The organism is Isoptericola sp. NPDC056578 (genome assembly GCF_042793275.1).
GTDB lineage: Bacteria > Actinomycetota > Actinomycetes > Actinomycetales > Cellulomonadaceae > Isoptericola.
In genome coordinates this window covers 39687-58074 of sequence record NZ_JBHTVC010000025.1, presented here as the reverse complement: position 1 = coordinate 58074, position 18388 = coordinate 39687, and the positions used below count along the sequence as shown (strand labels likewise).

At 75.6% G+C, this 18388-nt stretch carries 19 protein-coding genes; 5 read left to right on the top strand and 14 right to left on the bottom strand.

The genetic code is table 11. The features are described from left to right. Positions 1-25 precede the first annotated feature (25 nt). The 4 genes from ACFQ80_RS11925 to ACFQ80_RS11910 form a co-directional block, all read right to left on the bottom strand. Entirely contained in the window at positions 26-1684 is a 1659-nt protein-coding gene (locus tag ACFQ80_RS11925; RefSeq protein WP_430563796.1) for a phytoene desaturase family protein, read from the bottom strand. Between the two features lie 428 nt (positions 1685-2112). Then, complete coding sequence (locus ACFQ80_RS11920) at positions 2113-3522, bottom strand: dipeptidase (protein WP_430563795.1); 1410 nt, start codon at positions 3520-3522, stop codon at positions 2113-2115. Continuing rightward, positions 3519-4022, bottom strand: a complete 504-nt coding sequence (locus ACFQ80_RS11915; RefSeq protein ID WP_430563794.1) for a hypothetical protein — start codon at positions 4020-4022, stop codon at positions 3519-3521. Before ACFQ80_RS11915 ends, ACFQ80_RS11920 begins: the two co-directional genes overlap by 4 nt. Position 4023: 1 nt before the next feature. Then, positions 4024-5508 (bottom strand): APC family permease, encoded by a 1485-nt coding sequence (locus tag ACFQ80_RS11910; RefSeq protein ID WP_430563793.1) that lies wholly within the window; start codon positions 5506-5508, stop codon positions 4024-4026. Positions 5509-5634: 126 nt separating this feature from the next. Between ACFQ80_RS11910 and ACFQ80_RS11905 the strand changes: the two genes are divergently transcribed. Then, positions 5635-6573: an NAD(P)-dependent oxidoreductase gene (locus ACFQ80_RS11905; protein ID WP_430563792.1), complete on the top strand. Its 939-nt coding sequence runs from the start codon at positions 5635-5637 to the stop codon at positions 6571-6573. A gap of 14 nt (positions 6574-6587) precedes the next feature. On the opposite strand, the gene ACFQ80_RS11900 is transcribed toward ACFQ80_RS11905, so the two are convergent. After that, the gene (locus ACFQ80_RS11900) at positions 6588-7352 is read right to left on the bottom strand and encodes a DUF3995 domain-containing protein (protein WP_430563791.1); all 765 of its coding nucleotides are present in this window, start codon (positions 7350-7352) and stop codon (positions 6588-6590) included. A 60-nt stretch (positions 7353-7412) separates the two neighbouring features. On the opposite strand from ACFQ80_RS11900, the gene ACFQ80_RS11895 reads away from it, so the two are divergent. After that, positions 7413-7973, top strand: a complete 561-nt coding sequence (locus ACFQ80_RS11895; RefSeq protein ID WP_430550194.1) for a TetR/AcrR family transcriptional regulator — start codon at positions 7413-7415, stop codon at positions 7971-7973. Positions 7974-7994: 21 nt separating this feature from the next. On the opposite strand, the gene mutM is transcribed toward ACFQ80_RS11895, so the two are convergent. The 6 genes from mutM to coaD all read right to left on the bottom strand — a co-directional run bounded on the left by mutM (position 7995) and on the right by coaD (position 11784). Then, entirely contained in the window at positions 7995-8951 is a 957-nt protein-coding gene (gene mutM / locus ACFQ80_RS11890; RefSeq protein WP_430563790.1) for a bifunctional DNA-formamidopyrimidine glycosylase/DNA-(apurinic or apyrimidinic site) lyase, read from the bottom strand. Then, on the bottom strand, positions 8944-9699 hold the full coding sequence (gene rnc, locus ACFQ80_RS11885; RefSeq protein ID WP_430550196.1) for a ribonuclease III: 756 nt from the start codon (positions 9697-9699) through the stop codon (positions 8944-8946). Before rnc ends, mutM begins: the two co-directional genes overlap by 8 nt. Position 9700: 1 nt before the next feature. After that, positions 9701-9895 carry a 50S ribosomal protein L32 gene (gene rpmF, locus ACFQ80_RS11880; protein ID WP_079574722.1) on the bottom strand — a complete coding sequence of 65 codons (195 nt, stop codon included), beginning with the start codon at positions 9893-9895 and terminating at the stop codon, positions 9701-9703. A 2-nt stretch (positions 9896-9897) separates the two neighbouring features. Beyond that, complete coding sequence (locus ACFQ80_RS11875; RefSeq protein ID WP_430563789.1) at positions 9898-10449, bottom strand: YceD family protein; 552 nt, start codon at positions 10447-10449, stop codon at positions 9898-9900. Positions 10450-10666: 217 nt separating this feature from the next. Then, positions 10667-11236, bottom strand: a complete 570-nt coding sequence (locus ACFQ80_RS11870; protein WP_430550198.1) for a hypothetical protein — start codon at positions 11234-11236, stop codon at positions 10667-10669. A gap of 62 nt (positions 11237-11298) precedes the next feature. Continuing rightward, a complete protein-coding gene (coaD, locus tag ACFQ80_RS11865) occupies positions 11299-11784 on the bottom strand; it encodes a pantetheine-phosphate adenylyltransferase (RefSeq protein ID WP_430550199.1) in 486 nt (161 codons plus the stop codon). 84 nt (positions 11785-11868) lie between these two features. Here coaD and ACFQ80_RS11860 point away from each other — a divergent pair, with 84 nt between their 5' ends. Next, positions 11869-12693, top strand: a complete 825-nt coding sequence (locus tag ACFQ80_RS11860) for a GNAT family N-acetyltransferase (protein WP_430563788.1) — start codon at positions 11869-11871, stop codon at positions 12691-12693. Here the strand turns inward: ACFQ80_RS11860 and rsmD are convergent. The 3 genes from rsmD to ACFQ80_RS11845 are packed head-to-tail and all read right to left on the bottom strand — an operon-like array spanning position 12618 to position 17311. After that, the gene (rsmD, locus tag ACFQ80_RS11855) at positions 12618-13256 is read right to left on the bottom strand and encodes a 16S rRNA (guanine(966)-N(2))-methyltransferase RsmD (protein WP_430563787.1); all 639 of its coding nucleotides are present in this window, start codon (positions 13254-13256) and stop codon (positions 12618-12620) included. The genes ACFQ80_RS11860 and rsmD overlap by 76 nt on opposite strands. Positions 13257-13292: 36 nt before the next feature. Then, entirely contained in the window at positions 13293-15548 is a 2256-nt protein-coding gene (locus tag ACFQ80_RS11850; RefSeq protein WP_430563786.1) for an ATP-dependent DNA helicase RecG, read from the bottom strand. After that, complete coding sequence (locus ACFQ80_RS11845) at positions 15545-17311, bottom strand: DAK2 domain-containing protein (protein ID WP_430563785.1); 1767 nt, start codon at positions 17309-17311, stop codon at positions 15545-15547. Before ACFQ80_RS11845 ends, ACFQ80_RS11850 begins: the two co-directional genes overlap by 4 nt. Positions 17312-17468: 157 nt before the next feature. On the opposite strand from ACFQ80_RS11845, the gene rpmB reads away from it, so the two are divergent. Then, on the top strand, positions 17469-17660 hold the full coding sequence (gene rpmB, locus ACFQ80_RS11840; RefSeq protein ID WP_069984843.1) for a 50S ribosomal protein L28: 192 nt from the start codon (positions 17469-17471) through the stop codon (positions 17658-17660). 198 nt (positions 17661-17858) lie between these two features. Then, entirely contained in the window at positions 17859-18377 is a 519-nt protein-coding gene (locus ACFQ80_RS11835; RefSeq protein ID WP_430550204.1) for a GNAT family N-acetyltransferase, read from the top strand. The last annotated feature ends 11 nt before the right edge of the window (positions 18378-18388 follow it).

Here is an 18388-nt window from a genome sequence, read left to right as displayed (position 1 = left end):
ACGGCCCACGGCGCGCCGGGATCCGCTAGCCGCCGCCCAGCACCGCCATCGCCGCGGCGCGGCCGGGGACGCCGCTCACGCCCCCGCCGCGCCGTGCGCCCGCGCCGGCCAGCAGCACGCGCGGGTGCACGGTCTCCACGCCCCAGGAGCCCGGGCGGTCCAGCCCCGTGTCGTCCCCGTCGTCCCCGTCGTCGCCGGCGGCCCACGGCCACGACAGGTCGCGGTGGAAGATGTGCCCGCCCGGCAGCCCGACGTCCCCCTCGAGGTCCACGGGGGTGCGGGCCTCGAGGCACGGACGACCGTCGGCGTCGTGCAGCAGCACGTCCTCGATCGGCTCGGCGAGCACCGAGTCCAGCGACGCGAGCGTGGCCGCGAGCGCCTGCTCCCGGGCCCCTACGGGGTCGGGGCGGAACAGCCGCTCGGGCATGTGCAGACCGAACAGGGTGAGCGTCTGGGCTCCGGTGGCGCGAAGCTCGGGCCCGAGGATGCTCGGGTCCGTCAGCGAGTGGCAGTAGATCTCGCACGGCGGCACCTCGGGGACCCGTCCCGACGCCGCTTGCGCGTGCGCGGCCCGGAGCTGCGCGGCCGACTCGTGGACGTGGAACGTGCCGCCGAACGCCGCGGCCGGGTCGACGCCCGTGCCGTGGTCGCTGCCGCGCAGGCGGGGCAGGCGGCGCACGAGCAGGTTCACCTTGAGCTGGGCGCCCTCGGGCGGCCGCGGCGTGGCGCGGCCCGACGGCGCGGCCCCGGTCGCCGCCAGCAGGCGGTCGAGCGTGTCGGGCGCCGCGCCGCACAGCACCGCGCCCGCCGCGACCTCGTGGTCGCGACCGTCGTCGTCGGACCAGGCGACCCGCGCGTCGCCGCCGCCGCCGGGGTCCACGGCGGACACCGCGGCCCGAGTCACCACCGTGGCGCCGGCGGCGGCCGCCGCGTCCCGCAGCGCCCCGGACACGGCGCCCATGCCGCCCACCGGCACGTCCCAGTCCCCCGTTCCGCCGCCGATCACGTGGTAGAGGTAGCAGCGGTTCTGCGCCAGCGAGCCCTCGTCGAGGTCGGCGAACGTGCCGATCAGCCCGTCGGTCGCGACGACGCCCTGCACGAGGTCGGAGGCGAAGCGTTCCCGCAGCGCCTCCCCCAGCGGCCGCTCGACGAGGTCGCGCCAGGTCGCGGCGTCGTCCACGAGCGCGCGGGCCGCGGCGCGCGAGGGCAGCGGCTCGGTCAGCGTCGGGAACAGCCGGCGCGCGAGGCGGCCGGTGGCCGCGTACCAGCGTTGCCACGCCACGTGGTCGCCCTCCGCGCCGACCGCCGCGAACGACGGGCGGGTGACGGCGTCGTCCCCGGTGTCGACGAGCAGACCGGTGTCCCCCAAGGGGGTGTAGGAGGAGTACCGGCGGCGGCGCAGCGTGACCGGCAGGCCCAGCTCCTCGATCACCCGGCGCGGCAGGAGCGAGACCAGGTACGAGTAGCGCGACAGCCGCGCGTCCACGCCCGGGAACACCCGCGCCGACACGGCCGCGCCGCCCACGTGGTCGAGACGCTCGAGCACGAGCACGCTGCGCCCCGCCCGCGCCAGGTAGGCGGCCGCCGTCAGCCCGTTGTGCCCGCCGCCCACCACGACGGCGTCGTAGCGGGCGGCAAGGGTGCGCCGGGCGGTGCCGGCCTCGGCGGGTGACGTCTGCGTCATGTGCCCATCGTGCCGTAGCCGCCGAGACGCCGGTGGTTTCCCCTACCGGAACACGGAGGACAGCACGGTCGGTCCGGGCGGTCCGTGCGCCTGGCGTCGGCGACATGCAGACACTCGAGGCCAGCACCGGCACGGCGCGCTCCCGTCCGCCTGCCGTCGTCCGTCGCGCGACCGCCCTGTGGGCCGTCGCGGTCGGGTCGGGGGCCGTCGAGACGCTGCTGGTCGTCATCCCATGGGCGACGACCGGTGCGATGGACGCCGGGCTCTGGATGAACCTCGGCCTCCGCGTGGTCGTGTACGGCGTCGCGACGCTCCTGGTCGTCGCCTACCGGCGCCGCCCGTCCGCGTGGTGCACGTGGCGGCCGTCGTCGCCGCGACGGTCACCATGTACCTCCCCGGGGCGAGCGCCTGGTACCGGGGAGCACCCGTCAGCCCGACGCCGACGAGCGCCTGACGCCGAGCCGGGCCAGGAACAGCGCCTCCCCGACGGCGAGGTTCTCGATCTCGCTCGGGTGCACGCTCTCGTTCGGCGCGTGGATCAGACAGGCCGGCTCCTCGACGCCGAGCAGCACGATCGCGGCGTCCGGGTACTGGCTCGCGAGGATGTTGCACAGCGGGATCGACCCGCCCTGCCCGGCGGTCACGGTGGCCCTGCCGTAGGCGTCCGCGAGCGCCGTCGACAGCGTCTCGAAGACGTGCCCGTCGGTCCGGGCGGCGAACGGCTGCCCCGGGGTGTCGCGCTCCACGGTGACGCGCACGCCCCACGGCGCGTGCGCCTCGAGGTGCGCCACGAGCTTGTCCTGCAGGTCGCGGGCGTCCGCGCCGGGCGGCACGCGCAGGTTGAGGCGCGCCGCGGCGCGCGGCTGGATCGCCGCCGCCGACCCGACGACGGACGGCGCGTCGATGCCGAGGATCGTCACGACCGGGCGGGCCCACAGCATGTCGGCCACGCTGCCGTCGCCGAGCAGCCGCGTGCCCGGCAGGGCGCCCGCGTCGGCGCGGAACTGTTCGGCGTCGTACCCGACGCCCGGCCAGGTGCCCGAGGCGTCGACGCCGTCGATCGTCGTGTTCCCGTCGGCGTCGCGCAGGGAGGCCAGGAGGGCGACCAGCGCCGCGAGGGCGTCCGGCGCGGCCCCGCCGAACATGCCGGAGTGGATCTCGCCCTCGAGCGCCTCGACGCGCACGACGACGCTCGTCGCCCCGCGCAGCGACACGGTGAGCGTGGGCAGGCCGAGCGTCGCGTTGCCGGTGTCCTGGATGAGCATCGCGTCGGCGGCCAGGGCGCCCGGGTTCGCCTCCACCCACCCGTCCAGGCCGCCCGTGCCCTGCTCCTCCGAGCCCTCGATCACGATCCGCACGCCCACGGGGAGGTCGTCACCCACCAGCGCGCGCAGGGCGCGCAGGGCCGTGAGGTGCGTGACGACGTTCCCCTTGCAGTCCGCCGCGCCCCGGCCGTAGTAGCGACCGTCGCGCTCCGTCAGCTCGAACGGCGGGGTCGTCCACGCGGCGTCGTCGAGCGGCGGCTGCACGTCGTAGTGCGCGTACAGGAGCACGGTCGGCGCGCCTGGCGGGCCGGGCCGGTACCCGACGACGACGTCCGAGCCGTCGGGGGTGCGCTCGCGACGCGCGTCGTCGATGCCCTCGGCCCGGAACGCGTCGACGACCCACTGCGCCGCGCGCTCGCACTCCTCGCGGGGGTACAGGCGCTCGTCCGCGACGGACGGGATGGCGACCAGGGTGCGCAGGTCGTCGAGCGCGCGCGGCAGCAGCGGGCCGACGGCGGTCCGCACGGCCGCGACGTCCGGCACGGCGTCCGGCACGAGGTCGGGGGTGCTCATGAGGTCTCCTCGCTGGTGGGCTCGCCGGCCGGTTGGGTCGTGGTGTCGTCCAGGTTGAGGGAGTCGACGTAGGCGTCGAACTCGTCGAGCTGGTCGGGGCAGTAGGTCTCGATGACGAGGCGGTCGCCCTCGAGGCGGCGCTCGTCGAGCACGGAGGGCCGCAGGCCCGGGCCGGCGGCGCCGTTGGCGGACCCGAGGTTCGCGGTGGCGTCCACGAGCGCGGCGGGGTCGGTGCAGAACCCGCCGCCGTCGGACCCGAGCACGCGGGCGATGGTCTCCTCGGAGAAGGCCGTGATGCCGATGTCGGCGAACGCGGCGTGCAGGGTGGCGGCCTTCTGCTCCGCCTCGCGCTGGTCCTGCCGGTCCTGGTAGCCGGCGAACTGGACCACCATGATCGCGCCGAGCACCAGGAGCAGGACGGCAGCGGCCGTGTACGTGACCCAGCGGTGCCGGACCGGCGCGCCGGGCTCCGTCCCCGGCGACGACGTCGTGGTGGTCATCTCACTCCCCCTCGTCCGTCGCGACGTCCGCGGTGACGTCCGCCGGCTGTCGCCACGACGGCTTGCGGAGCCGGAGGAACAGCCACGGGATCAGCAGGCCGATGATGCCGAGGCCACCGCCGACGATGAGGATGTACACCCCCACCGAGCCGCTGGAGAACTGCGCGGGCGGCACGAAGCCGATGATCAGCGCCGCGACCGAGGCGAGGAAGCCGACCACGCACAGGACGCCGAGGGCCGGGGCGCGGTAGCCGCGCGGGTGGTCGGGCGCGGTGCGCCGCAGCCGCATCGCCGCGACGAACAGCAGCAGGTACATGATCAGGTACACCTGCGTGGTGATCACCGACAGGATCCAGTACGCGCTGGAGACGTCCGGGATGAACGCGTACAGCAGGGCGATGACCGTGGTGAACACGCCCTGCGCCACGAGGATGTTCTGCTGCACGCCGTTCTTGTTGAGCCGCTGCAGGAAGGGCGGCATGTAGCCCTCCTCGCGCGCCACCGTCAGCAGGCCCTTCGACGGCCCGGCGAGCCAGGTGAGCATGCCGCCGATCGACGCGGCGATGAGCATGAGCCCGAGGATCGGCGTCAGCCACGAGACGCCGAAGTTGGCGAAGAACGCGTCGAACGCCTGCATGACGCCCGCGGTCAGCGAGAGCTGGTCGGCCGGGATCACCCAGCTGATCGCGACCGCCGGGAGGATGAAGATCACCAGCACCAGCCCGATCGCCAGGAACATCGCGCGCGGGAACTCCTTGCCCGGGTTCTTCAGCGTGTTCACGTGCACGGAGTTCATCTCCATGCCCGCGTACGACAGGAAGTTGTTGACGATGAGCACTAGGGACGCGATCCCGGTCCACTGCGGCAGCAGGTGGCTCGAGTCCATCGGCGCGGCCGAGGTGTTGCCCTGGCCGAGGAACACGATGCCCAGCACCACGAGGATCGCGGCCGGGATGAGCGTGCCGATGATCAGGCCCGCGCTGGACAACCCGGCCACCGTCTTCGTGCCCTGCGACGACACCCACACCCCGGACCAGTAGATGACGACGATGACGATCGCCACGTACACGCCGTTGGACGCGAGGGCCGGGTTGATCACGTACGCGAACGTGCTGGCCACGTACCCCAGCAGGCTCGGGTAGTAGAAGATCGTCATCGCGAACTGGCACCACACGGCCAGGAAGCCGAGCGGCTTCGACAGCCCCTCCGCCACCCACCGGTACACGCCGCCCGACCAGCCGGACGCCAGCTCCGCCGACACCAGCGACGTCGGCAGCAGGAAGACCAGCGCCGGCACCACGTACAGGAAGACCGCCGCGAGCCCGTAGACCGCCATCGTCGGAGCGGCCCGCAGGCTCGCCACCGACGACGTGATCATGAACGCGAGCGTGATCCACGTGATGTAGTTGCGCGGCGTGCGCGCCGTCATCGCCTGCCGCACCTGCTCGCGGGTCGGCGGCGCCGTCCCCGTCCCCGACGTCGTCATGCCGACCTCCTCGACACCCGTGCCTCCCGGCGGACGCCGGCCCTTCGCACGATAAGAGGGCAGGTCACGGGGCGCACGGCGAACGGCGCCGAACCACCCGGCCACCGGCTGATAGCGTCGCGAGGCGTGAAGCTCCTCGTGCCGGGCAACGTGCCCTTCGACCTGTCGATCGACGTCCCCGGCGTGGAGGTGGCGCGCTACGTGATGCGCGATCCCGTGCCCGAGGAGCACGTGGACGCCGACGCCCTGGTCACGTGGTCCAGCCCTCAGCGGGTCCTGGAGGACGCCGCGCGCCGGATGACGCATCTGCGCTGGGTGCAGACCCTCAACGCCGGCCCCGACCAGGCGCTCGCCGCGGGGTTCGCGCCCGACGTCGTCATCTCCTCGGGCCGCTCGCTGCACGACGCGACGGTCGCCGAGCACACGCTCGCGCTCGTCCTCGCGTCCGTGCGGCGGCTCGACCGCACCCTGGCCGCCCAGCACGAGCACCGCTGGGACCGCGACCTCGGCAGGGAGCAGGCGAACCACGAGTCGCAGTTCACGCTGCACGGCGCCCGCGTCACGATCTGGGGCTTCGGCTCCATCGCCGCCGTCCTCGCCCCGCTCCTCGCGGCGCTCGGCGCGCGCGTGACCGGGGTCGCGTCGTCGGCGGGCGAGCGCTACGGCTTCCCCGTGGTGGGCTCGATCGAGGAGGTCGCGCCCACGACGGACGTCCTGATCTCCCTGCTGCCCGCGACCGAGGCCACCCACCACGCCCTCGACGCGCGCGTGCTCGCCCTGCTGCCCGCGCACGCCCGGTTCGTCAACGCCGGCCGCGGGGCCACCGTCGACGAGGAGGCGCTGGTCGCCGCCCTGCGCGACGGCACGATCGCCGGCGCCGCGCTCGACGTCACCGAGACGGAGCCGCTGCCCGAGGGCTCGCCGCTGTGGGACGCGCCGCACCTCATCCTCACGCCGCACGTCGCGGGCGGGCGGCCGCAGGGCGCGGCCGGCTTCGTCACCGAGCAGGCGCGGGCCTGGCTGGCCGACGGCGCGGCGGGTCTGCGCAACGTCGTCGCGCGCTGACGCTCCTCGGCCGGTCAGGCCGCCAGCGCCAGGCCGGCCGCGGCGCCGGCCGCCAGCAGGCCGACGGCCGGGGTCCACCAGCGGTCGTCGGCCCGGGCGAACCGGGTGCCCCGCACCCGCTTGGACACACCGACGTAGCGCCCGTCCCCCACGACGCGTGCCAGCAGGACGACCAGGGCCGCGACGCCGAGCCCGCGCCACCAGCCCCCGTCGGCTCCGAGGGCCAGCGCCACGACCACTGCCGCGTAGGCGAGCAGCGCCACGACGACGACCAGCGTCGCGACCGGGCCGGGCCGCACCACCGGCTCTCGGGTGCCGGTGCGCTGCGGCAGCACGCGGCCCCGCCCGGTCGTCGCCCCGGCCGCCCAGGCGACGTGGAAGCCCGCGGCGACGAGGGCGGCGACGACGGCGGCCCCGGCACCGACCCCCAGCACGGGCTCGGGGACCGCCCCGCCGGCCCCGAGCGCCAGCAGCCCCGCCGCGACGAAGACCGGCCAGGCGAGGTGCCCGGGAACGAACCCGAAGATGACCCCGCCGGTGGCGAGACACAGGAGCCCGACGACCACCGGTACGGGCAGGCCGAGCAGGATCGCGGCGAGCGCGTACCACGCCAGGGACAGCAGGTGCCAGACCGCCCGGAGCAGGCGGTCGGCCCACGGTCGCGCGAGGCGCGCGCGCCAGTCGGGCGAGGCGAGCAGCGGACGGACGATCACGCGCTCCCCGAGCACGGAGTGCAGGGTGGCGACGGCGACGAGCAGGACGGCGGCGGCGATCGACATCGGATCCTCCATACGGTGGCGTATGGTCAGGCTAGCCATACGGTGCCGTATGGTCAACGGATGGCCTCGCTCTCCGCCTCCGACTGGGTCCGCGCCGCCGCGGGGAGGCTCGCGGCGGACGGCGTCGACGCCGTCCGCGTCGAGCCGCTCGCCCGCGAGCTCGGCGTCTCCAAGGGCAGCTTCTACTGGCACTTCGCGGACCGGGCCGGGCTGCTCGACGCCGTCCTGGACCACTGGCGCGCGGCAGGGACGGCCGGCGTGATCACGCGGGTGGAGGAGTCCTCCGACGATCCGGCCGACCGGCTGCGCGAGCTCGTGCGCCTGGCGTTCGAGCACGCGGGGGGCGGGCCCGGCGGGATCCTCGACGGCCGGTTCGACGGCGCCGTCCGCGCCTGGGCCGCACGCGACCCCCGCGCCCGCGACGCGGTGCACGCCGTCGACGAGGCGCGGACCGCCTACCTCGAGCGGCTCCTCATCGGGGCCGACGCGCCGGACGCGCCGCGACGTGCCGCGGTCCTGTACCGGGCCCTGCTCGGCGAGTACGCCCTGCGGAACGCGGGGGCCGGCGCGCTGGACCGGCGCGCGGTCGACGAGCTGGTCGCCTGGGCCCTGGGCCGGTGAGCCGGCGCGGTCAGGGGCGCGTCACCAGCGGCCGTTCCGCGGCCGCGGCTGGCAGACGGGGCAGGTGTACGACGAGCGGTTCATGAACGCGTCCCGCCGGATCGGAGCCCCGCAGCGCGGGCAGGGCTCGCCCTCGCGGCCGTAGGCGGCGAGGCCGCGCGCGAAGTAACCGGACTCGCCGTTGACGTTCACGTAGAGCGCGTCGAAGCTCGTCCCGCCCTGCGCCAGGGACTCGTCCATGACCTCGGCGGCGGCGTCGAGGGCGCGGCGCACCTCCACCGGCCGCAGCCGGTCGGTCGCGCGGGCGAAGTGCAGGCGGGCGCGCCACAGGGCCTCGTCGGCGTAGATGTTGCCGACGCCGGACAGCAGCGTCTGGTCCAGCAGCGCACGCTTGAGGCCGGTACGCCGGCGCCGGACCGCTGCCACGACGGCGTCGGCGTCGAACGCGGGGTCCAGCGGGTCGCGGCCGATGTGCGCCACCGGCTCCGGCACGGCCGGAAGGTCGCTGCCGAGCCCGCCCGGGGCGCCGTCGTCCGTCGGCTCCAGGTCGACGACGGACAGGTGGCCGAACGTGCGCTGGTCGACGAAGTCGAGGTACTCCGCCCCGCTCGGGGCACCGGTCAGGTGCAGGCGGGCACGCAGGTGCGGGTGCGCCCAGTCGCCCGCGACGGCGGGGTCGCGCACGAGCAGCTGGCCGGACATGCCGAGGTGCGCGAGCAGCGCGGCCGCCGGGGCGTCGTCGGCCGCCGGACCCGACGGGCCGGTCCCGCCGTCGTCGAGGGGCAGCCAGAGGAACTTGCCGCGACGCACGGCGGCGGACAGGCGCCTGCCGCGCAGCTGGTCGGCGAAGCCCGCGGGGCCACCGTCGTGCCGCCGCACGGAGTAGTCGCGGAACACCTCGACGTCGCGCACGACGGCGCCCACGACCAGGCGGTCGAGGCCGTCGCGGACGGTCTCGACCTCGGGGAGCTCAGGCACCGGCGGCGTCGCCCGTCGTGCCGGACGTCGAGCCGGCGCCGGGCACGGGGAGCTGCTGCAGGGCGCGGTACGCCTCCTCGGCGGCGGCCTGCTCGGCGTGCTTCTTCGCGGAACCGGTGCCGAGTCCCAGCACCGGGCCGGTGGTCACCTGCGCGTGGAAGACGCGCGCGTGCTCCGGCCCCTCGCCGGTGACCTCGTACACGGGGGCGCCGAAGCCACGTACGGCGGCGGCCTCCTGGAGCGACGTCTTCCAGTCGAGCCCCGCGCCGAGCCCGGCGGCCGCGTCGAGCGTCGTGTCCACGAGGCGGTGCACCAGCTCGCGCGCCGGCTCCAGGCCGTGCGACAGGTAGGTGGCGCCGATGAGCGCCTCCACGGTGTCCGACAGGATCGAGTCCTTGTCGAAGCCGCGGGTGCGGAGCTCGCCCTTGCCGAGCAGCACGTAGCCGCCGAGGTCGAGGCGGCGCGCGATCGCGGCCAGCGCGCGCTGGGACACCGTCGCCGCACGCATCTTCGCCAGCTCGCCCTCGGGCTGGTCGGGGTGGCGCCGGTACAGCGCCTCGGTCACGACCAGCCCCAGCACGGTGTCGCCCAGGAACTCGAGCCGCTCGTTGGTCGGGATACCCCCGGCCTCGTGCGCGAACGACCGGTGCGTCAGGGCAAGCACGAGAAGCTCGGGATCCAGGTGGACCCCGAGCTTCTCGAGAAGAGCGGTCGGCTCCGGCCGGGGCCGGTTGCCGGGTGCAGGCATGTCAGCCCGCGTGCTCGGTGCGCAGCGCCTCGGCGTACTGGCGGCCCTTGTAGGCACCGCAGGTGGGGCACGCGGCGTGGGACAGCTTCTGCCCCTTGCAGCTCGGGCACGTCGTGAGGACCGCCGCGGTGGTCTTCCACTGCGAACGGCGCGCACGGGTGTTGCTGCGCGACATCTTGCGCTTCGGAACAGCCACGGCTAGCTCTCTTTCGTCTCGTCGGACACGCTCGACTCCTCGAGCATGGTCTGCAGCGCCGACCACCGGGGGTCGACAACGTCGTGATGGTGGTCCGGGTCGTCCGCCAGCCGCGCCCCGCAGACGGAGCACAGGCCGGGGCAGTCCGGACGGCACAGCGGTTGAAATGGTAGTGCAGTCACGAGGGAATCCCGAACCGCCGGCTCGATGTCGGCCTGGTCGTCGACCAGGACCGGCTCGTCCTCGGCGTCCTCGTCGCCGGACTCCTCCGCCGCCTGCGCCCTCTCGGGATAGGCGAAGAGCTCCTGCACGCGCACCGTCACCTGCTGGGAGACCGGGTCGAGGCAGCGCACGCACTCCCCCACCGCCGTGCCGCGCACGACGCCGGACACCAGCACCCCCTCCATGACCGACTCGAGCCGGAGGCCCAGGGTGAGGTCGTCGCCCTCGGGCACGCCGATGACGGCGGTCCCCATGTCCGCGGGGGCGGGCACGACGCGCGCGACCTCCTCCATCGAACCGGGTCGCCGAGACAGCTCGTGCGTGTCGAGCACGAGCGGCGAGGGCTTCGCGGTGGCGATGGCAGGCTCCGATGAACAGGGGTGGACCCGACGGGCGGGAAGGGGTTCGGCCCGGACCCGGGCCAGCGACCTAGTCTAGGCCATGCCGGCGCCATGGTGCAGCACGCCCGCGAGTGACGAGTCTCTCACGCGCTACGAGGCGGCCCCGGCCCGCGACGTGCGCGTCAGGAGCGCGCGTCAGGAGGGCCGGTCAGGAGCGCCTCTCCTGCGGCCAGCGCGGATCGGCGACGGAGTCCCACCGCACCCGCGGCGCGCCCTGCTCGAGGCGCCCGGCCAGCTTCTCCCGGCCGGCACGCACCTGGTTCGACAGGGCGTCGAGGTCCTGCTGGAAGTCCGCCAGGCGCCCGTCGCAGTACGAGTCCGCGTCGGTGCGCAGCGCCGCCGCGCGCGCCTCCGCCTCGGCGACGACCTCGGCCGCGCGCGACTGCGCCTGCACGACGACCTGCTCGGACTGCACCAGCTCGATCGCCCGGGCGCGGGCGGCGGCCACGATCTCCTCCGCCTGGCGGTGCGCGTCGTCCAGGGTGTCGCGGGCGGCCGCGAGCACCTCGTCGGCGCGGGCCACCTGCGTGGGCAGCGCGTCGCGCAGCTCGTCCACGAGCGCCAGCGCCTGGTCGCGGTCCACCTTCACGTTGGTCGACAGCGGCACGGAGCGCGCGTTCTCGACCAGCGCGGCCAGGTCCTCCAGGATGTCCAGCAGCCCGCCGGCCGGGTTGCCCCCCTGGCCGGTCCCGGGAGTGGTCTCGGTCGTCTCGCTCATCCCCTGCTCCTTGGTCCTGCTCGTGGGGCCCTGCTCGTGGGGCCCGGCTCGTCAGCCTCGCGTCATCTGCCGAGGGCTGCTCGCACCGCGTCCGCGACGCCGTCCGGCACCAGGTCGTCGATCGGCCCGCCGTACCGGGCCACGTCCTTGACCAGCGACGACGCGACGTGCGCGTACCGCTGCTCCCCCGGGACGAAGACCGTCTCGATCCCGGTCAGGTGCCGGTTCATGAGGGCCATCGGCAGCTCGGAGTCGAAGTCCGCACCGCCGCGCAGGCCCTTGACCACCGCTACCGCCCCGACCTCCCGGCAGAAGTCCACCAGCAGGCCCGGCACCACCTCGACCCGCACGTCGGCGGTCTCCGGGTCGGCCGCGAGCGCCGTCCGGGCCAGCTCCACCCGCTCCTCGGGCCCGAGCAGCGCGTTCTTGGCGGCGTTGCGGGCCACCCCGACCACCACGACGTCGAACATCCGGCGCGTGCGCCGCACGATGTCGAGGTGGCCGAGCGTGATCGGGTCGAACGACCCGGGGCAGACGGCGATGCTCACGCCGTCACGCTAGTACAGCGGCGTCGCGATCCCCGGGAGCCCGGTCGGGGTGCCGTCACCCCGCGACGGGGACACCCTGAGGGCATGACCGACGACGCCGCGCCCCACCCGTCGCCCGCGGAGCCGACCGTGGTGCCGCTGACCGAACCGGCACAGCTCGACTCGCTGTGGCGGCACGTCCTGGCGCCGTCCTTCCCGCCCGACGAGCTCACGTCGTCCGACGACCTGCGGGCCGGCCTCGCCGCGGGCGGGCTCACGGCCTACGGCGTGGAGCAGGACGGGACGGTCGTCGCCGGGATCGTGGCCTCGTGGTCGCGGGCCACGCAGGTGCTGCTCGTGGACTACCTCGCGCTGGCGCCCGGTCACCGTGGCGGCGGCCTCGGCGGTCGGCTCCTCGACCGGTCGCTCGCCGGGTGGCGCGAGGAGCTGCACCCCGTGCTCGTGCTGGCGGAGGTCGAGCACCCCGGCCACCACGCGCCCCACCCGAGCCACGGGGACCCGGCGGCGCGCCTGCGCTTCTACACGCGGCACGGGGCGCGCGTGCTCGCCGTGCCCTACTTCCAGCCGGGCATCGGCGGCCCGGGGTCGCCGCGGGTCCCCGCGATGCTGCTGATGGCGCTCGGGACGGGCCCGGGCGCCGACTCGGTGCCGGCCGCCGCCGTGCGCGGCTTCCTCCTGGAGCACCTGCGCGAGTGCGAGGGCACCGTGCCGGGCGACCCGGCGGTCCGGCGGCTGCTCGAGGCGGCGGCCGGGGAGACCGTGCCGCTCGTCGACGCGGCCGACGCGGAGGCCCTGGCCGCCGTGCCCGTCGCCGTCCTCGAGGGGGCGGAGCGCTACGCCCCGCCGGCCCCCGCGCCCTCCGACCCGACCGGGTCCGAAGCGTCGGAGGGGTCGGACGGCTCGGCGTAGTGCACCGCCGTCTCCCCGTAGTCCTTGCGGGCGAGCACCTCCAGACCCGTGGGCCAGGCCGGCTCGGGGCTACGGGTGGACCGCTCCACCACGACGACAGCGCCCGCGGCCAGCACCCCGGGTGCGGCCAGGTGGGTCAGGACCGTCGCGAGCGCGTCCTCGGCCAGGTCGTAGGGCGGGTCGAGGAAGACGACGTCGAACCCGGTCGCCGCGCCCGTCCCGGCCTTGCGTGCGGCGACGCCGGCGGCGAACCGCTCCGCGGAGTCGGCGACGACCCGCACCTCGCGCTGCAGGCCCAGGGTCGCCACGTTGCGGCGGGCGACGTCCGCCGCCCGCCGGTTCGCGTCCACCAGCACGACGTCGGCGGCGCCGCGGCTCAAGGCCTCGAGGCCGAGCGCTCCGGAGCCCGCGTACAGGTCGAGCACCCGCGCGCCGTCCAGCACGTCGAGGTGGTCCAGCCGGGAGAAGATCGCCTCGCGGACCCGGTCGCTGGTGGGTCGCGTGCCCTTCGGCGGCACCTGCAGCGAGCGCCCGCCGAACCGGCCGGCCACGATCCTCGTCATGGCGCCGAGCCTAACCAGTCGACACCAGTCGACCGGTCAGGCCCGTTCGAGGAACTCCTCCTGCTCGTCGTCCAGCTGCGCCGCGATCGCCGCGCGCAGCTCGGGGTGCTCACCGAGCTCGAGGTCGGCGTCGACGACGGCGGTGGCCTCCCGCCGCGCGTCGGCGATGAGGTCGGCGTCCTGCACGACGCGCAGCAGGCGCAGCGAGCTGGAGCGGCCGGACTGGGCCGCGCCGAGCACGTCGCCCTCGGAGCGCAGCTCGAGGTCCAGGGTGGCGAGGCGGAAACCGTCGGTCGTCTCCGCGAGCGCCTCGACCCGGGTCGCCGCGGGCGTGCCGGGCTGCGCCGTCGAGACCAGGAGGCACAGCCCCGGCGCGGAGCCGCGCCCGACCCGGCCGCGCAGCTGGTGGAGCTGGGACAGGCCGAACCGGTCGGCGTCGAAGACGACCATCACCGTGGCCTCGGGCACGTCCACGCCGACCTCGATCACGGTGGTGGAGACCAGCACCTGCAGCTCGCCGGCCGCGAACCGGGCCATCGCGGACTCCTTGTCCGCGGGCGCCATCTGGCCGTGCAGCACGCCGACGTCGAGGCCGTCGAGCGCCGGCGTCTCGCGCAGCATGTCCGCCACCTCGAGCACGGCGCGCAGCGCCGGACGCTCGTCGGCCGCCCCGTCGCCGTCCATGAGCTCGAGGAGGTCCGGGACGTCGTCGAAGTCCTTCGCCGCTGCCCCGCCGCCGGCGGGGAGGTCCTCGTCGGGGTGGATCCGCGGGCACACGACGTACGCGCGGTGCCCCTTGTCGACCTCCTCGCGCACACGCGACCAGGTGCGCTCCATCCACCGCGGGTTGCCGGCGGGGACCACGTGCGAGGTGATGCCGGCGCGCCCGGCGGGCACCTGCGTGAGCGACGACGTCTCGAGGTCGCCGAACACCGTCATCGCGACCGTGCGCGGGATGGGCGTGGCCGTCATGACGAGCACGTGCGGCGCCACGCGCCCCTTGGCGCGCAGCGCGTCGCGCTGCTCGACGCCGAACCGGTGCTGCTCGTCGACGACGACGAGACCCAGGTCGGCGAACTGCACCCGGTCGCCCAGCAGGGCGTGCGTGCCCACGACGATCCCCGCCTCCCCGCTCGCGGCCTGCAGCAGCGCCTCCTTGCGGGCGGCAGCGCCGAGCGATCCGGTGAGCAGGGCGACCCTGGTGCCGTGCGCGGCCCCGCCGAGCAGCCCGCCCTCGGCGAGCGGCCCGAGGAGCGACCGCAGCGTGCGGGCGTGCTGCGCCGCGAGCACCTCGGTGGGCGCCAGCAGCGCGGCCTGCCCGCCGGCGTCGACCACCTGCAGCATCGCCCGGAGCGCCACGACCGTCTTGCCGGAGCCCACCTCGCCCTGCAGCAGCCGCTGCATCGGGCGGGCCTGCGCGAGCTCGTGCGCGAGGTCCTCGCCCACCGCGCGCTGCCCGTCCGTCAGCGTGAAGGGCAGTGCCGCGTCGAAGTCGGCGAGCAGGCTCGGCTCCCCCGGCCCCCGCGACGGGCGGGCCGTGGCCTCCTGCTCGGCGGCGTGCGCCCGGCGCTGCGCGAGCGCCGCCTGCAGCACGAAGGCCTCCTCGAAGCGGAAGCGGTGACGTGCCCGCTGCCAGGAGGCCTGGTCGACGGGGTGGTGGATCGCGCGCAGGGCGTCGAGCCGGCTCGGCAGCCCGTGCCGGGCACGGACCTCGTCGGGAACTGGGTCCTCGACGTCCGCCTCGGTGAGCGGGTCGAGGACCGTGCGCACGGCCCGCTGGATGCGCCAGGAGGGCACGGACGACGACGCGGGGTAGATGGGGATGGGTCGGCTGGCCTCGAACATCGCCTCCTCGGCGTCGTCCGCGTCCACGCCCACGAGGACGTAGTCCGGGTGGGTGAGCTGGCGGGTGCCCCGGTACTCGCTCACCACCCCCGTGAACAGCCCCACGCGCCCCGGTCGCAGCTTGTCCTCGTGCGGCCGCAGCGCGCCGGCACGCTTGGCGAAGAACGTCAGCGCCAGCTCGTGCCGGCCGTCCGTGACGACCGCCGACAGCATGGCGCCCGCGCGCGAGCGCATGGTCCGGACGGTCGCCCGCGCGACCCGCGCCATCACGGTGACGTGCTCGCCGAGCGCCAGCCGGTCCATGTCCGTGAGCGTGCCGGGGTCGCCGTACCGGCGCGGGTAGTGCCGCAGCAGGTCCCCGACGGTGACGAGGCCCAGCTTGGCCAGCGGGCCCGCGCTGCGGGCCCCCAGCACCTTGGTCAGCGCCTCGCCCTCGCGCCCGGTCACGCGGGTCCCTCCGCCGCGTCGACGGCGAGCGGCTCGACGCCGATCGCCACGTGGTCCCCGGGGCGACCGGTGCGCATGACGACGACGTCCGCGCCGTCGGACACGGCCGCGGCCCGCGACGCGAGCACCTCGACGGTGGCGTCAGGGACGTCGTCGTCGGGCAGCAGGGTGACGATCGCGATCGGCGAGCCCGCCACGAGCCGCTTGACGATGGCGCCGACCGTGACGGCCGGGCCGCCGCCGACGCGCAGCCCCGCGACCACCGCACCGACGGCGTCGGGGACGCCCGCGTCCTGCTCGCGCGGGTCGTCGAGCGTCGCGGCCAGCGCGGACATCCCCGCCACGACGTGCACGTCGCCGGGCGCGACGACCCGCACGATCTCGGGTGTCGCCTCGGGCCCGTCCGCGGCGCCCGCTCCCGGGCCCACGGGGTCGGGCTGCAGCGCCTCGGGCGCGAGGACGAGCACCCGCGGGGCCCCCGCCCCGACCGCCGCGGCGACGAGGTCCGCCGCGGTCGGGGGGACGTCGAGGTCGAGGACCACGACGGCGCCGCCGCGCGCGAGCTCGGCGGCCAGCGCCGGCGCGGCCGTCGTGACGACCACCGCCCACCGGTCGGGCGGGACCGCGAGGTGGCGCACCGACACCCGCGACACCGCGCCCCGCGACGCCCAGCGCCGTGCCACGCCGAGCGCCGCGTCGAGGTCCGCGGTGTGCACGTGGGCCTGCCAGAGCGAGCGGTCGACGTCGTCCGCACCGGTGCCGTCCTCGGCGCCGCCCACGACGACGACCGAGCTCCCGACGTCGTCCAGGTCGGCGCGCAACGCGTCGGCCACCGCACCGGGGCTGAAGTCGGCGGCGGACGCCGACCGTTCCAGCAGGAACATGAGCTCGACGTCGTCGGTCGCGACGCCGCCGTGCTCGTGGGGATGCTCGTGGGGATGCCCGTGCGACCGCTCGTGCCCGCCCTCGGGCCCACCCGCGGGCAGGGCACCGCCGGGGCCCGTGCCCCGGCCGGTGCGCGACCCGTCGTCTCCCTCGGCGGCCTCGCCGGCGGAGGGCGCCGCGTGTCCTCGCAGGTCGATGTCCAGCAGCACGGGGCCGATGCTGCCGTCCGCCTCCGACACTCCCTCGGCGGCCGCCCGCTGCGCCGCCGCCAGTGACCGCAGCACCAGCACGAGCCCGCAGGCGCCGGCGTCGAGCACGCCGGCGGCACGCAACGGTTCCAGGGCCCCCACGCTGCGCAGGGCCGCCTCCCGCGCACCGCGGCAGGCGGCGTCGGTCGTGGACAGCCGCGCCGCCGCTCCGGCGGGACCGACCATCCCGCCGGCCTCGGCGTGCCGGGCCGCGGCCGCGGCGGACTCCGCCGCCGTGAGGATGGTGCCGGGCGCGGGGTGCGCGACGGCGTGGCGCGCGGTCCGGGCAGCGACGTCGAGCGCGATGGCGAGGCTGTCGCCACGCGTCGCGGCGACGGTGAGACCGCGCAGCCACTCGCTGAGGATCACCCCGGAGTTCCCCCGTGCGCCGCGCAGGGCCGCCCGTGCGGCCAGCCGCAGCAGGCGCGCCCCGCCGGCGTCCGCGGGCGCGGCGTGGACGGCCGCCGCGGCGTCGCGGATCGTGAGGTACATGTTGGTGCCGGTGTCGCCGTCGGCCACGGGGAAGACGTTCACGCGGTCGATCTCGGCGCGGGCCTCGGCCAGGGCCCGGGCGGCCGTGCTCACCCAGGCACGGACGACGGAGGCGTCGAGGAGCTCGGGCTGTTGCACGCCCCCACGGTAGCGGTGAGACACCACACGTTGAGGGGCACTCCTCCGATCGGCTATCCTCGTGTGGTTGCCCGGCCTGTTCCGGGCTCCCCCAACCACCAAGCTTCACGTCCTGCTGCCCTGGCGCGGGTCGTGTCACGACGATTCAGGAGAGACCGTGGCTGCCAACTGCGACGTCTGCGGCAAGGGCCCGGGCTTCGGGCACAGCATCTCGCACTCCCACATCCGCACGAAGCGCCGCTGGAACCCGAACATCCAGCGCGTCCGTGCCGTGGTCGCGGGCACCCCCAAGCGTGTGAACGTCTGCACCTCCTGCCTCAAGGCGGGCAAGGTCACGCGCCAGGCCTGAGCCTGCGCACCGGGCACACCCCGGTGCTTCGACGCTTTCGCGAGACGCCCGTCGGGATCTTCCCGGCGGGCGTCTCGTCGTCCCCTCGTGCACCCGGCGCCCCCGCGCGCTCGTCGCCCGCGGACACCGGCAAAGAATTCGTGAAGGATTCACCAAACGGCCTTGGCCGAGGCGGCGACGACGTGGCACTCTGAGCAGATGATCGTGCAGACCGACAGCGACGTGGAGATCCGGCCCGCCGCGGTGACCGACGCCGGGCGGATCGCCCAGGTGCACCTCACCTCGTGGAAGGGCGCCTACGCCAGCGTGCTGCCGGCCGAGTACCTCGACTCCCTCGACGCGTCCGAGCGGGCCGCCCAGTGGCAGCAGATCCTCGACGAGGGCACCCGCACCACGCTCGTCGCCGAGGGCGACGGCCGCCTCCTGGGTTTCGCGAGCTACGGCCCGTCGCGCGACGAGGACGCCGAGGACGGCGACCTCGAGCTCTACGCGATCTATCTCGACCCCGAGTCCTGGGGCCGCGGCGTCGCCCGCGACCTGATGCGCACCGTCCTCGCCGACGTCCCCGACGGCGTGCCGATGTCGCTGTGGGTGCTCGCGCAGAACGAGCGCGCGCGCCACTTCTACCGCCGCCACGGCTTCCAGGCGGACGGCGTCGAGCGCATGGACGACATCGGCGACACCCCGGTCACCGAGGTGCGCTACCGCCGCGGCTGAGCGACCCCCGC